Source organism: Sneathiella sp., from assembly GCF_047631475.1.
In the GTDB taxonomy this organism is placed as follows: domain Bacteria; phylum Pseudomonadota; class Alphaproteobacteria; order Sneathiellales; family Sneathiellaceae; genus Sneathiella.
The window spans coordinates 36,224-51,128 of sequence record NZ_JBLHZT010000005.1; the positions used below are offsets into that span (position 1 = coordinate 36,224).

General features: G+C 49.1%; 10 protein-coding genes and 1 tRNA gene. 7 read left to right on the plus strand and 4 right to left on the minus strand.

The window, feature by feature from the left end; all coding sequences use genetic code 11:
• Positions 1–94: 94 nt before the first annotated feature.
• Positions 95–3,319 (minus strand): carbamoyl-phosphate synthase large subunit, encoded by a 3,225-nt coding sequence (gene carB / locus ACJAYR_RS03205; RefSeq protein ID WP_415235260.1) that lies wholly within the window; start codon positions 3,317–3,319, stop codon positions 95–97.
• Complete coding sequence (gene carA / locus ACJAYR_RS03210; protein WP_415235261.1) at positions 3,312–4,487, minus strand: glutamine-hydrolyzing carbamoyl-phosphate synthase small subunit; 1,176 nt, start codon at positions 4,485–4,487, stop codon at positions 3,312–3,314. Before carA ends, carB begins: the two co-directional genes overlap by 8 nt.
• Before the next feature lie 211 nt (positions 4,488–4,698).
• On the opposite strand from carA, the gene ACJAYR_RS03215 reads away from it, so the two are divergent.
• The 4 genes from ACJAYR_RS03215 to ACJAYR_RS03230 all read left to right on the plus strand — a co-directional run bounded on the left by ACJAYR_RS03215 (position 4,699) and on the right by ACJAYR_RS03230 (position 9,422).
• A complete protein-coding gene (locus ACJAYR_RS03215) occupies positions 4,699–5,157 on the plus strand; it encodes a GatB/YqeY domain-containing protein (RefSeq protein ID WP_169543017.1) in 459 nt (152 codons plus the stop codon).
• Between the two features lie 52 nt (positions 5,158–5,209).
• Positions 5,210–7,099 carry a DNA primase gene (dnaG, locus tag ACJAYR_RS03220; protein WP_415235262.1) on the plus strand — a complete coding sequence of 630 codons (1,890 nt, stop codon included), beginning with the start codon at positions 5,210–5,212 and terminating at the stop codon, positions 7,097–7,099.
• 61 nt (positions 7,100–7,160) lie between these two features.
• Positions 7,161–9,194: an RNA polymerase sigma factor RpoD gene (rpoD, locus tag ACJAYR_RS03225; protein WP_415235263.1), complete on the plus strand. Its 2,034-nt coding sequence runs from the start codon at positions 7,161–7,163 to the stop codon at positions 9,192–9,194.
• 151 nt (positions 9,195–9,345) lie between these two features.
• A tRNA-Ile gene (locus ACJAYR_RS03230) sits at positions 9,346–9,422 on the plus strand.
• A 26-nt stretch (positions 9,423–9,448) separates the two neighbouring features.
• Here ACJAYR_RS03230 and ACJAYR_RS03235 read toward each other — a convergent pair.
• Positions 9,449–10,042 carry an NAD(P)H-dependent oxidoreductase gene (locus ACJAYR_RS03235; protein ID WP_415235264.1) on the minus strand — a complete coding sequence of 198 codons (594 nt, stop codon included), beginning with the start codon at positions 10,040–10,042 and terminating at the stop codon, positions 9,449–9,451.
• A gap of 103 nt (positions 10,043–10,145) precedes the next feature.
• Between ACJAYR_RS03235 and ACJAYR_RS03240 the strand changes: the two genes are divergently transcribed.
• Both ACJAYR_RS03240 and ACJAYR_RS03245 read left to right on the plus strand, forming a co-directional pair.
• The gene (locus ACJAYR_RS03240) at positions 10,146–10,742 is read left to right on the plus strand and encodes a TetR/AcrR family transcriptional regulator (RefSeq protein WP_415235265.1); all 597 of its coding nucleotides are present in this window, start codon (positions 10,146–10,148) and stop codon (positions 10,740–10,742) included.
• A gap of 297 nt (positions 10,743–11,039) precedes the next feature.
• Positions 11,040–12,758, plus strand: a complete 1,719-nt coding sequence (locus tag ACJAYR_RS03245; protein ID WP_415235266.1) for a PAS domain-containing sensor histidine kinase — start codon at positions 11,040–11,042, stop codon at positions 12,756–12,758.
• 2 nt (positions 12,759–12,760) lie between these two features.
• Here ACJAYR_RS03245 and ACJAYR_RS03250 read toward each other — a convergent pair whose 3' ends face one another.
• Positions 12,761–13,369 carry a LysE family translocator gene (locus tag ACJAYR_RS03250; protein ID WP_415235267.1) on the minus strand — a complete coding sequence of 203 codons (609 nt, stop codon included), beginning with the start codon at positions 13,367–13,369 and terminating at the stop codon, positions 12,761–12,763.
• Positions 13,370–13,465: 96 nt separating this feature from the next.
• Between ACJAYR_RS03250 and ACJAYR_RS03255 the strand changes: the two genes are divergently transcribed.
• Complete coding sequence (locus tag ACJAYR_RS03255) at positions 13,466–14,854, plus strand: PLP-dependent aminotransferase family protein (RefSeq protein WP_415235268.1); 1,389 nt, start codon at positions 13,466–13,468, stop codon at positions 14,852–14,854.
• The last annotated feature ends 51 nt before the right edge of the window (positions 14,855–14,905 follow it).

The following is a 14,905-nucleotide window of genomic DNA, read 5'->3' on the forward strand; positions in this document are numbered from 1 at the left end:
AAAATCTCTGTTTACGCTATCACGCAAATGCTCTCTTGTTGCGTCTGATGTTTGAGACGCATCGTGTTAATGCTCTTTTCGTTTGCACAAAGAGTTAAGAATAGGATTGAAGTGGATTGACTTCAAGTGTTCCTGACTTAATTTTCTCAATTGCCATTGCAGATGCTCTGGCGCCAGCGATTGTCGTCGAGTATGGCGTCTTCATTACAAGGGCTGTGTGGCGAATATCATAACTGTCTTTTAGAGCCTGTACACCCTCAGTTGTATTAATAACCATTGCGATTTCTCCATTTTTCATGAGATCAACAATGTTGGGGCGTCCTTCCATCACTTTATTGATGCGAGAGACATCTATTCCGTTTTCTTCGAAATAGGCGGCTGTACCGGCTGTTGAGACAAGACTGAAGCCAAGTTCTACGAGCTTTAAGGCGACGTCTTTGACCAATGGTTTATCCAGATCTTTCACAGAAATGAATACGTTGCCCGATGTTGGTAAAACGACCCCTGCGGCCATCTGTGATTTCAGGAAAGCAGAAGCAAAGTCTTTATCTATGCCCATGACTTCACCAGTAGAGCGCATCTCCGGTCCGAGAATAACGTCAACGCCCGGGAACCGTGCAAACGGGAATACCGCTTCCTTGACCGTAACATGATCAAGCGTTTTTTCTTCAAGGTTAAAGGATGCAAGTGTTTCGCCAGCCATGATCCGTGCTGCAATTTTAGCAATCGGATAGTTGATGCTTTTTGCAACAAAAGGAACTGTCCGGCTTGCTCTTGGATTGACCTCCAGGATGTAGACGGTGCCTTCTTTAACCGCAAACTGAACATTCATCAGTCCGACAACATTGAGGGCAATCGCCAGCGATTCAGATTGTTTGCGAATTTCAGCGATGGTTTCTTCGCTTAATGTGTAGGGCGGTAGGGCACAGGCACTATCACCGGAGTGAATGCCCGCTTCTTCGATATGCTCCATAATGCCGGCAACATACACGTCTTTGCCGTCACAGAGGCAATCAACGTCAACTTCAATGGCGTTCTGAAGATAGCCGTCAATCAAGACAGGATTTTCGCCAGACACCTGAACAGCTTCTGTCATGTACCGGTTCAAGGCGTCATCACTGCGCACAATTTCCATCGCACGGCCGCCAAGAACATAGGATGGGCGGACAACGACGGGATAGCCAATTTTATGGGCTGCTTCAAACGCTTCTTCAACTGAGCGCGCAATACCATTTTCAGGCTGGACCAGCCCCAATTTATGGAGGAGTTGCTGAAAACGTTCGCGGTCTTCAGCCAGATCAATCGCATCCGGACTTGTTCCCAAAATCGGAACGCCCGCCGCTTCCAGGCCGGCGGCAAGCTTCAGGGGTGTTTGCCCACCAAACTGCACGATAACACCGTGCAGACTTCCGTTGCTTTGCTCTTTTCTGATAATCGCAAGGGTATCTTCGATCGTCAAAGGCTCGAAATACAATCGATCCGATGTGTCATAGTCGGTGGACACAGTTTCCGGATTGCAATTGACCATAATGGATTCGTAACCTGCGTCTTCCATGGCATAGGCTGCATGAACGCAACAATAGTCAAATTCAATCCCCTGACCAATCCGGTTCGGGCCGCCGCCCAGAATGATGACTTTCTTCCGGTCGGTTGGCATTGCTTCGCAGACCGCCGGATCCCATTCATTTCCTTCAAACGTGGAATATAAATAGGGAGTTTGCGAGGTAAATTCACCTGCACAGGTGTCGATTTTCTTGTAGACCGGCTGGACGTCGAGGGTGGCGCGTAAAGCGCTGACTTCTTCCGCGGTTTTTCCTGAAATTTCAGCAAGACGCGCGTCCGAAAAGCCCATTTTTTTAAGGGTCAGCAATCCGCCCTTGTTGGTCGGAAGGCCTTTTTCACGAACCGCTTCCTCAGCAAGAACCAGGCTTTCAATTTGTGAGAGAAACCAGGGTTCAAACTTGCTGGACGCTCTGATCTCTTCAAATGTCAGGCCGGCCCGGAAGGCCTGTGCAATATTTAGAAGCCGATCAGGTGTGCTTTTAGCAAGCACGTTCATGATGCCTTGTTTGTCGTCGCCAATGGCGGTCTCGTTCAGACCGGTCAAGCCGGTTTCAAGGGACCGCAGGGCTTTTTGCAGGGATTCCTGAAAAGTCCGTCCGACAGCCATGGCTTCGCCCACCGACTTCATCGCAGTGCCAAGGATAGCTTCCGCGCCTTGGAATTTTTCGAATGTAAAGCGCGGGATTTTGGTGACGACATAGTCGATCGTTGGTTCGAAAGACGCAGGCGTGGACCCCGTGATATCATTGTCTAGTTCATCCAGCGTGTATCCAACAGCCAGCTTTGCCGCAATTTTGGCGATCGGAAAGCCTGTTGCTTTTGACGCCAGAGCACTGGAACGAGACACCCTTGGGTTCATTTCGATAATAATCAGGCGCCCATTTTCAGGATTTACGGCAAATTGAACGTTTGACCCGCCTGTTTCAACACCGATTTCCCGAAGGACCGCCAAAGATGCGTTCCGCATGATCTGGTATTCTTTGTCCGTCAGCGTCAGGGCTGGCGCGACTGTAATGGAGTCGCCGGTATGAACGCCCATTGGGTCAACATTTTCAATGGAACAGATAATGATACAGTTGTCCGCCTGATCGCGGACAACTTCCATTTCATATTCTTTCCAGCCAACAATGCTTTCTTCGACCAGCACTTCCGTTGTTGGAGACGCGTCCAGACCAGAAGCGATAATTGTTTCAAATTCTTCACGGTTATAAGCGATACCGCCCCCTGTGCCGCCCATCGTAAAGGAGGGGCGAATAATGCAGGGAAGTTTGACTTCCTCAAGAACGGTCCACGCTTCTTCAAGACTGTGTGCAACCGCACTTATCGGCATGTCGAGGCCAATTTTCATCATGGCAGTCCGGAATTTATCCCGGTCTTCTGCCTTTGAAATAGCTTCGCGGTTGGCGCCAATCAGCTGAACGTTGAGACGATCAAGCGCGCCGCTCTCGGCCAGCGCAAGTGCTGTATTCAGGGCCGTTTGTCCACCCATTGTTGGCAGAAGAGCGTCTGGTTTTTCTTTTTCCAGAATTTTCTCGACAACCTCAGGGGTGATCGGCTCGACATAGGTCGCGTCGGCCAGACCAGGGTCTGTCATGATCGTGGCCGGATTGGAGTTGACCAGAATAACCCGGTACCCTTCTTCTTTCAGCGCCTTGCAGGCTTGAGTTCCGGAATAATCAAACTCACAGGCCTGACCGATAATAATCGGTCCGGCGCCAATGATCATAATGGACTTGATATCGGTACGTTTAGGCATGTGCGTCCACCATATCTACAAAGCGTTGGAAAAGGTAATGGCTGTCCTGCGGTCCGGGACTTGCTTCCGGATGGTACTGGACAGAGAAGACAGGCTTGCCATCCAGAGAGATCCCCTCAACGACACCGTCAAACAAAGACTTGTGGGTTTCGGTCACTCCGGCGGGCAGACTTTCGCGTTTCACCACGAAGCCATGGTTCTGCGATGTGATTTCCACCTTCCCGGTGGTCAGATCCTTTACCGGCTGGTTAGCGCCTCGGTGTCCCTGCTGCATTTTCACTGTCTGCGCCCCAACCGCCAAGGCAAGCATTTGGTGTCCTAGACAAATACCAAAGGTTGGAATGCCGCTTTCAATGCAGTCTTTAATAACTGGTACAGCATATTTCCCTGTCGCTGCAGGATCCCCTGGCCCATTTGCCAGAAAAATGCCGTCAGGGTTATGCGCCTTGATATCCGCAAAGGTAGCCGATGCCGGAACAACCGTAATTGAACAACCAAGAGAGGCAAGGCATCTCAGAATATTCCGTTTCACACCATAATCGACAGCTACGATGTGTCGTTTAGGGGATTGCTGCTCGCCAAAGCCGTCGTTCATTGTCCAGTTGGTCTCGGTCCAAGTATAGCTTTCTTTGCAGGAGACTTCCTTGGCAAGATCCATTCCTTCAAGACCGGGCCATTCGGCCGCCTTCTTCTTAAGGGCTTCAATATCAAATTTGCCCTCAGGATCAAAAGCGATGATACCGTTCGGGGCGCCGCTTTCTCGAATGACGTGGGTGAGGCGGCGAGTATCGATACCGGCAATGCCCGTCAGCCCCCGCGCTTTCAGCCAATCGTCAAGGTCGCCAACAGCGCGCCAGTTTGCAGGGTCTGTAATATCCGCCCGGATTATCAATCCGCCTGCTGCGATACCTGCGGTTTCGATGTCTTCCACGTTAAAACCGACATTCCCAATATGGGGGAATGTAAAGGTAATCAATTGTCCGGCAAACGATGGGTCTGTCAGGCTTTCCTGATAACCTGTAATGGAGGTGTTAAAGCAAACCTCTCCGATCGTTTCGCCTGTTTGTCCAATTCCAAAGCCATGGAATATGGTGCCGTCACCGAGCACGAGCAGGGCCGTCGGCGTCCGCTCTGCATGTAATTGTGTAATATTAATCGATTTAGACATGACTATAGGGACCCCCTGCGATACTGCTGGGCCGCTTCCTTCCGCCGATATTGATATTGACGCGGGACATTAAGCGAAACAGCATTTAAGGTCAAGTTCTCGTTTGCAAAAATTTCCCTTTAAAAACAATGACTTACATAAAAAATTTGGTTTGCTATAATTCGACCATTGAGTTAGTATGGCTCCTTTCTTCACAATAGTTTAATGAATTATGTTACGCACCAGATTGAAAGACTCTTTAAAAGAGGCAATGAAATCAAAGGATAAGCGGAAAGTTTCCACTTTGCGTTTGATTTTGGCTACCCTCAAAGACAGGGATATCGCAGGCCGGGAGAAGGGATCTGAAGATGGAATCGGCGAAGATGAGATTCTCCAGATGCTGACCACTATGGTCCGTCAGCGCCGCGAGTCCGTCAAAGCCTACGAAGAAGGCGGCAGAATTGATCTGGCGACTTCTGAGCAGGAAGAAATCGAGATCATCTCCGAATATCTGCCTAAGCAGTTTGGCGAGGACGAGACAAAAAAAGCAGTTGAAGAAACCATCGCCGAAATTGGCGCTGTTGGACTTAAGGATATGGGTAAAACCATGGGTGCCTTAAAAGCCAAATATGCAGGACGCATGGATTTCTCGAAAGCCAATGCATTTGTAAAAGCAGCGCTGGGGGCGTAAAGTCATCCGGTATTGCTGCTGAAGTTCTTTTCGGCTTTTCATTGGAGACTAAATGGCTTTTCCACCACATTTTCTGGAGGAAATAAAAGCGCGCGTCGGTTTATCGGACCTTGTCGGCCGACGCACAAAGCTGACCAAAAAGGGGCGGGAATATTCTGGCCTCTGTCCCTTTCACAATGAAAAATCCCCTTCTTTTACAGTGAACGAAGAAAAAGGCTTCTACCATTGCTTTGGTTGTGGGGCCCATGGGGATCATGTCGAATTCGTCAAGCAGACCGAGGGCGTCTCTTTTCCGGAAGCCATCGAAAGGCTCGCCGATCTGGCTGGTTTGCAAATGCCGGCGCAGGATCCGTATGAAAAGCAGCAGCAGCAAAAGTCGGCGACACTCCACGAGGTAATGGATCTCGCTGCAAAATGGTTTTCCTCACAGCTAGCCTCACAGGCAGGGGCCGGCGCCCGCGCCTATCTGGAACGCCGTAAGGTTTCTGATCAGGCGGTTAGTCAGTTTGGCATTGGGTTCGCCCCATCAGCAAGAACCGCCCTGAAAGAAGCATTGCATGCCCGCGGGGTTACTGAAAACCTGATGATGGAGGCCGGGCTTATCATTAAGCCTGAGGATGGCCGACCTTCATATGATCGGTTCAGAGATAGATTGATGTTTCCAATTGGCGACCGGCAGGGCCGTGTCATTGCTTTTGGGGGACGGGCGCTGGGCGATGCGCCAGCAAAATATCTAAACTCACCGGATACGCCGCTTTTTCACAAAGGACATATTCTCTACAATATGGCGTCTGCACGGCGCAAAGCATTTGATGCCGGGAATGTCATCGTGGCCGAAGGGTATATGGATGTCATTGCTTTGGCAGAGGCTGGGTTTGAACAGGCTGTGGCCCCTCTTGGGACAGCGGTAACCGAGGATCAGCTTCGCATTTTATGGAAGATGGCTCCTGAACCTATTATGTGTCTCGATGGGGATGCTGCTGGATGGCGAGCTGCGCAACGGACCTCGGAACGGGCGTTGCCTCTGTTAATGCCGGGCAAATCCCTGCGATTTGCGTTGCTGCCGGAAGGTGTGGACCCAGATGATCTGATCAAGTCTGAAGGGCCGGGGGCGATGGCCGATATCCTGAACAAAGCTCTACCGCTTTCTGAATTGCTGTGGAAAAAAGAGCTGGAAGGGCATGCTGTTAAAACGCCCGAGCAAAAGGCTGCCTTTGAGCGATCTCTCATGTCTTTATGCGATCAGATGGAAGATCAGACTGTTCGCGATTACTATATAAAGCATTTTAAGGATCGTTTATGGCGTTGGAGCCGCGAGCAGTCGTTTCAGCAAAAGGGTTCTTATTCGGCAGGTAAAAAACCGGAGCGATTCGGGAGATTCGCGAATCAAAAGAATAAATTTGGAAAAAACCAAGTCGCGGAAACCCCGATTGCCAAGTCAACGAAGATGGGCCGCCGGGAAGAATTATTGCTCTTAACCGTCGTTAACCACCCGGAAATACTGGAAAGTTACTTTGATGAATTTGCCGCGATTCAACTTTTTTCGGCTGATCTTGACAGGCTCCATAATGCAATCATAGAAATTGCAACTTCCGAATCAGATCTTGACTACGATAGGATGAAGCACCACTTAACCAAACGTAGTCTTTTTAGCGTGGTGGAGAAGTTTAGTAAGGACACATCTGGGAGCCTTGACTGGTTCGCAGAGAAAGACGCCGCTTTGGAAGATGCTACACAGGGTTGGTTGCATTTGGTGGCACGATATGAGCGCGTGAAGTTAGAGCAGGATCTGAAAGTAGCGCAAAAAAATTTAGAACAGGATGTGACACGCGAAAATCTCGACCGTTTGAAGCTTGCGCAAAAAGCTCTGCAGGAAGCAGAGGGAAATGAAGCGGATCTTGATGGTTTTGGAGTGGCATCTGGCCGGAATACCGGATTTTAAAGATTAGGTACGGCGTCGGGCTTTGGGTCTGATGTCGGTACAATTCAGGAGTTAGAACTATATGGCCATGAAAAGTGCAGAAGCAGCGGAAGCGCCGGAACAACGGGAAGATGCACCAGATAGCCCGCTGATCGATGCCTCGCAGGCTGCTGTTAAAAACATGCTGGCAAAGGCAAAAGAAAAAGGCTTCGTGACATTTGACGAGCTTAACGAAGTTTTGCCGCAGGACCAGATGTCGTCCGAGCAGATCGAAGACACAATGTCTTTGCTTTCAGAAATGGGCATTAACGTCGTCGAGAATGACGAAGCAGGTGAAGAAGCCTCTTCGAACGAAAATGAAGAAACTTCTGACGAAAAAGTTCCTGAAAAACCAGCTGACAAACCAACTACGACAGGGGACCGCACGGACGACCCCGTTCGCATGTATCTTCGTGAGATGGGAACGGTCGAATTGCTGTCTCGTGAAGGCGAGATTGCGATTGCCAAGCGTATAGAAGCTGGCCGCGGCAAAATGATTGGCGCGATTTGTGAAAGTCCGCTGACCATTCGGGCAATTCTTAACTGGCGCGAATTGATGCTGCAAGAGCAGTTGCTGCTTCGGGATGTGATCGATCTGGACGCCACTTACGGAGCGGGTGCTGCGGCTGAAAAGGCATTGCAGGAAGGCTTCGATGAAGACGCCGACGATGATTTGCCTGCCGCGGATTTGAGCGATAGTGATGATTCATCCGACGACGATGATGATGAGAGCGAAGAACAGGAAGTTGATGAAGACGGCAACCCTGTTCAGCGCGAAGATGATGACGCAGACGACGCCGAAGAAAACACCATGTCGCTCGCGGCGCTGGAAGAAACGCTGAAGCCTCAGGTCTATGAGCGGTTTGATGAAATCGCGAAAACATATAAAAAACTTCATAAGCTTCAGGAGGCCCGTTTGACGGCTGCAATGGAGAATGAAGCCGTTCCTGCAACGCAGGAAAAGAAATATGACAAGCTGAAAAATGAGTTGGTAAAATTGATGGATGATGTCCATCTGACCAATAATCGGATCGAGGCTCTTGTTGACCAGCTCTACGGCATCAATCGCCGGCTTATGAGCCTGGAGGGTAAACTGCTGCGGTTGGCTGAACGTAACAAAGTCGCGCGGACAAGTTTTCTCGAAAATTATTTTGGCTCGGAACTGGACCCGAACTGGGTGGAAAAAGTTTCCAAACTGAAAGCCAAAGGGTGGAAAGATTTCACCGGAAATGAACTGAGCGGTATTAACGAAATTCGCGGTGAGATTATCAAGATTTCATCAGAATTTGGTATGCCGATGACTGAATTCCGCCGGATTGTCAGTACAGTGCAGACCGGTGAAAAAGAAGCCAGCCGTGCGAAAAAAGAGATGGTAGAGGCCAACCTGCGACTGGTGATCTCTATTGCGAAAAAATACACAAACCGCGGCCTGCAGTTCCTTGACCTTATTCAGGAAGGTAACATTGGTTTGATGAAAGCCGTGGATAAGTTTGAGTATCGCCGCGGCTATAAATTCTCAACCTATGCGACCTGGTGGATCAGGCAGGCGATTACACGTTCGATTGCGGATCAGGCGCGGACAATCCGTATTCCGGTCCACATGATCGAAACGATTAATAAGCTGGTTCGGACTTCCCGTCAGATGCTTCACGAAATTGGCCGGGAGCCAACACCGGAAGAGCTTGCTGTTAAATTGGGCATGCCGCTTGAAAAAGTGCGCAAGGTCATGAAAATTGCGAAAGAGCCGATTAGTCTTGAAACACCGATTGGTGATGAAGAAGACAGTCATCTGGGCGATTTTATTCCCGATGAGAATGCAGTGCAGCCTCTTGATGCGGCCATTCAATCAAACTTGCGCGAAACAACGACCCGCGTTCTGGCTTCTTTGACGCCGCGTGAAGAACGGGTTCTTCGCATGCGTTTCGGTATCGGCATGAATACGGATCACACGCTGGAAGAAGTCGGTCAGCAGTTCTCGGTTACCCGTGAACGTATTCGCCAGATTGAAGCGAAAGCACTTCGCAAGCTGAAGCATCCAAGCCGGTCCAGAAAGCTTAGAAGTTTCCTGGATACTTAAAATCAACAAGGCGACCTGAAAAAAGCGAACCAAACAACGGTTCGCTTTTTTTGTGGTTGGTGCGTTTCAGGAATTGCTTCTTTCTTCTGAACGCTGTAAATAATCACGAAACGGGACGTGTCTCGTTTTGTTAGCGCGTAAGCGCTTCGGTGGGCCTGTAGCTCAGTTGGTTAGAGCCGACCGCTCATAACGGTCTGGTCGCAGGTTCGAGTCCTGCCGGGCCCACCACTCCTTATTTTCTTTTGACTTTTCAATTAAGCCGCTGTCAGTCCAAATTTCCGGACCTCGCTGATCCATTTTTCCACATGGCCTGATTTAGGGTGGCTCGCGCCAGCGAAAAAGCTGACCCGGGTTGGCTTGATGCCGACAAATCCAAGAATTTGATCCTGCAACTGCCGTAGGGCAGCATTGCGATAAATCCAGCGCATAAACCAGCCCGGCGTGTCCGAAGTCATAATAATCCGACCTGTTCTACCGGTCAGGAGGGGCTGGGGCATTCCAAGCCAATTGGTTGTGCGCGTATCAAAGGTTCGGCCGGGAAGAAAGGCTCGATCGATCAGGCCTTTTAGCTTAGCTGGAAACCCACCCCACCAAAGGGGGGTTGTTAAAACGAGATGTTCACTCCAACTCAGATCCTGAAGAACCTGCTCGAGGGCGGCTTCAAGGGGTTTGTGTTTTTCAAATCCGCCGAAACCATAATCCGGATCAAAATCCAAATCGCACAGATGGGTTAGCCGAACATCATGACCTGCATCGCGCGCTGCGTTAGCATAGGCTTCCGCCAATGTCCTGTTTAGTGAGTTGGTGGCCGGGTGACCGTTGAGGATGTAGATCCGTTTCGCGTCCATGGCATATATCCTTATAATTGACCGTGGTCAATTTACTAATCATTAAAATGACCACGGTCAATAGTTAATTTGACTATGGTCAATTTTTCTGTCATAAGCAGGCATGACAAGAGCAACACAAAAAAGAACATTACAAACCCGTGCCCGACTGGTTGCAGCCGCTGAAGAAATCATAAAGGAAGACGGCTTTGAAGCGTTGCGGGTTGAGCAGGTAGTGCTGCGCGCCGGAACAGCGAAGGGAACATTTTTCTCCCATTTTAAAGATAAGGATACACTGATGGATCTCATCATCGGTGCTCGTATTGATGGTTATCTGGATGATTTACAGGCGATGGCGCCGCCACAAAATGTTGAAGAATTTGTCGAGGCGGTGATTCCGCTTTGCGAGTTTATGACATGCGAGCGATATGTTTTTGATGTGATTTTGCGGTATTCCGGGGCTGCCGGAATTGCCGAAATTGGTCCGATCGCGGCAACCTTTGAGCGATCCATTCATGTTTTCGCCGGATGGTTTGAGCGTTCTGGCTTCCGACGGGATGTATCCTCTGTTCTTCTGGCGGAGGGCGTTCAGGCGTTTGCTACTCAGGCAATGGCGCTGCGTTTTTGTGCCCGGCACGGGGATCAGCCATTGCGCCAGCAATTGGAAGTCTATATGCGGGCTTGGCTATTGCCGCCCGCTGTGCCCCTTCACCAACAATAACATCGTTTGAAAACTCCTTCACGATAGAATAAGAATATTCCCTGACCAATCCGTATTTGGCTGGATCCGCAGCAAGAAGGTTTGTTGACGGCAGGCTATGATCATTACATAAAATTAACGAAATTTACCTATACTCTTTAGTCATAAAACTTAGTGGTGTTTAGGCCAATGCCGACACCCCGAAAAGTTTGGCAGAAATAAAGTTTTCTGTTGCAATGGGAAGAATGAAAACGAGTGTCTGAAAACCGGAGAAAACGTTACTTGCACGGCGGGTTTATACTGTGGGCAGCTACTTTTTTGGCACTTACAGGAGCTCTTTTTTACTACGTGCAATTCTCATTGAGAGAGGTAGAGGAAAGCCTACCTGTTCCGGTGCTCTACGAGCAGATGATCGTAGATCAATTTTATTCTCAGACATATGAAGCAATCGAACAGCTGGAACGTGGCGATGAGTTGGATGGCAAGGCTCAACTAGAACTCCTACGGTCAGTGTTATACACCCTATCAAGTCAAAAATCTGATCTTCAATCAGCGGTCAGCCTTGGTTTTGACCAGCAGGTTTCTGTAGAATACAGCTTGGGCGCGATTGCAAAATCCGTTTCAGTTCAAATCGATAGTTTGCGCAGCATTGTCGCCCGCGAGAACCCAGAGGAATACGGTATCGCTTTTGACGATATTGCCGCTGGATTGAGAGAGATTCTCAAAACTGCCGCTGTTCTTCAGGACAATGCACTCGATTTAGCGGTAAGTGAACTTCACCGCCAAGCTGAAAAGGTTCAGGAATTTCGAAACAGTATGCGGGTGGTCTTCGTCGCTGTTTTCCTGATGGCTGCTGGCATGGTCTATTTTGCTTATTTGCGTCATCGGGCGCGAAAAGGCTTGGAAAAAAGTCAGTTGCGCCATCGTCGTATTTTTGAAAATGCGACGGAAGGGATCTATCAGTTGACCCTATCAGGCGAGATTCTCGACGTGAATCCTGCATTGGCCAATTTGCTGGGATATCAGGATCCGATCGCGCTTCTCAAAAGTCACAAGCCGGATTTTGAAAGCCTGTACAGAGAACCTGCTGTTGCAAGAAAGCATCTTGAAAAATTGCGCACTGGGCAGAATTTGCTGGATCAGGTCCATCGCTGGACGAAAATCGATGGAGGGTATGTCTGGGGGGCGGTCAATGCCCATCCTGTCTTTGATGAAAATGGGCAGATTGAATATTTTGAAGGCACCTTTACGGATATGACAGCGCGGGTTGAGGCAGAGTTGAGCTTGAGAAAAGCAAAGGAAGCCGCGGAACTTGCAAATGGTGCAAAATCGGTTTTCCTTGCAAATATGAGCCATGAGCTACGAACCCCGCTTAATGCTATTATCGGCTTTTCAGAATTGATAAAATCCGAAGTCTTTGGAAGTCTGGGGCACGAAAATTATAAAGAATATGCGCGGGATGTGCATTCTGCGGGTGAACATTTGCTTCAGGTCATTAATGATATTCTTGATGTGGCGAAAATTGAAGCCGGTCAAATGCAGTTGCAGGAACGGGAAATCAACATTGTGAATTCTGTTGATACCTGCTTCAGGATGCTGTCGGTTCGCGCTGATCAGGCTGGTGTTAGCCTAAAAAGTGAAATTCCAGCCGACATCCCTAACGTGATTGCGGATGAAACGCGGATCAAGCAGATCTTGGTCAATCTGGTCAGTAACGCCGTTAAATTTATGGAAAATAACGGGACTGTAATTGTAAAGGCATTTGTAAAGCCGGATGGGTGTTTGGCCCTGCAGGTGATTGATACCGGGATTGGTATTGCTGATGCAGATATCCCCCGCGTTCTTTCACGTTTCGGGCAGGCGCAAAATTCATACGCCCGCGCGTCTGAGGGGACAGGGCTGGGCCTCACATTGGTACAGCTGATCGCCGAAATTCATGGAGGAACCTTTAAGTTGGAAAGTGTGCTGGGCGTTGGAACGACCTGTACGGTTATTCTGCCCGCCTCCCGAATAGTGCCGATACAGGTGCGGGCATAATCTCAGTTCAAAATTCCAGAGCGGAATATTGCAAGCGCTACGACAATGATCATTAGGACGGCGAGAAATTGGTTGATCCGGCTCATAAGCTTTTCTGATTTAACATGCTTGTGGACAAGGGCTCCGGCAAAAACCCAAACTGAATTAAGAACCACGCCGGTAAGGCTGAAGACAATCTGGATTGTTACAAGCTGGATGATCTGCGCTTTGCCGGGATCCACAAACTGAGACAAGGCAGCAATCATCATAACCCAAGCTTTTGGATTAAGAGGATGGATCAGGCAACCAGAAAAATAGCCCGGTTGTTCCAGAGCTTCGCCAGATTTGGGTTTTTGAAACGCAATCTTATAAGCCAGATAGAGAATGTAGCCAGCAGACAATACGAGAAACGTCGTTTTTAGGGCGGGGAAGTTTGCAAATAAGGTGCCGACACCGACAGCCACGCCGATCCCTACAAGAACAAATCCCGACAAAGTGCCAAAAAGAAATGGAACTGATTTCCGATATCCAAAACGGGCACCGGAAGCCATTAAGGCCATATTGGCCGGCCCGGGAGAACCCACCATGGATACAGCAAAGAAAAAAACAAGTGCGATTGTCTCTATTGGCATGGCAATAATCCTTGATACAAAACTAATTGTCTTTATATTGTCTCTGTAATTGGTGTGTCAAAAATTATATTGTATCTACTACAATTTGGGGGAAGTATGGCTAAATCGGGCGAGATCGTGGACCGGCTGCTGACGAAAATCGGCTCAGGCGAACTGGCACCAGGGGACCGTTTGCCCACCCACAGAGAGCTGGCTTGGGATATGAAATGCAGCGTGGGGACCGTTACACGGGCTTATGCAGAGCTTGAGCGCCGTGGCATCGTTTATGGACAGGTTGGGCGTGGCACCTTCGTTTTTGGTACAGGCCGCGATAAGCAGGAGATTGGATCGGGCATGTTTATGCCAACGACGGATAATACGCGTCAGGAGCCGGATCAGCTGATCGATCTGTCGCTTAACCGCTTTTATCATCCGCAAATGGAGATGGCTTATAAGCAGGCGTTAGAGCAGGTTTCCAAAAACTTTAATGTTGAAGATTATAGCCGGTATTTTGATTGTCGGGGGCGCCCAGTGGATGCCGCGGCAGCACAGGAATGGATGAAGCCCCTCATCGGGCCAGTGGAAAAGAGGAATATCCTCATCACACAAGGGGCACAGTCTGGATTATTTTTAGCGATGTCCGCTTTGGCGAATTCCGGGGATAGTATTGCTACTGAGGAATTTGGGTATCCGGGCATCAAGGCAGCGGCTCAAGAGCTTGGTTTGCGGATTAGTGCTATTGAAATGGATGATTTGGGAATGATCCCAGAGGCGTTCGAGAGTGTTGCTAAGCGTGGTAAACTCAAAATTCTGGTGACAGTGCCAACGAATCATAATCCAACGGGATCAACTCTATCCCTTGATCGGCGAAAGAAAATTGTCACGATTGCCAGAGAGCACCATATTTCGATCGTCGAGGATGGTGTTTACAATCCTTTGCAGCGTAATCGTTTACCGTCCTTTTGGGAATTGGCTCCTGATATATCCTTGTATTTGACCAGTTTTTCTAAGCTATTCAGTCCCGGACTAAGGGTTGGCCATATTGTTGCACCCGATAAGCTGATCCCCAGATTAGTGAATAGGATGACGGTCATAAACTGGATGACATCTCCGCTTACTCTGGATGTGGTGAACATGCTTTTGAAAATGGGAACGCTCTATCAGCAGCAGGATGACTTATTGGCTGAAAACCAGAGACGGTATTCGCTGGCATGCAGGTTATTTGAGCCATGGATGTCAAAAGGACAGATGAATGTCCGAAGTCCTCTTTCTCATATTTGGGTGAAGCTGCCGGCTACGATGGCTACCACTGATTTTGTAACGCAGGCCAAAGAAGACGGTATTCTGCTGATTGGTGGGGACCGTTTTGCCATGAACCGACAACTTGATGATAATTACGTCAGGGTTTGTTTGATGAGTGTCCCCGATTACTCTGTTCTGGAAAATGCATTGTCCCGATTGAAGGCGTTATTGCAGGTTGGCGAAACGCGGGCGTTGATTAGTTAGTTTTACCGCAGGACATCTTGACAGCAGCAGCCAGCCAGTGGAATTTACGCG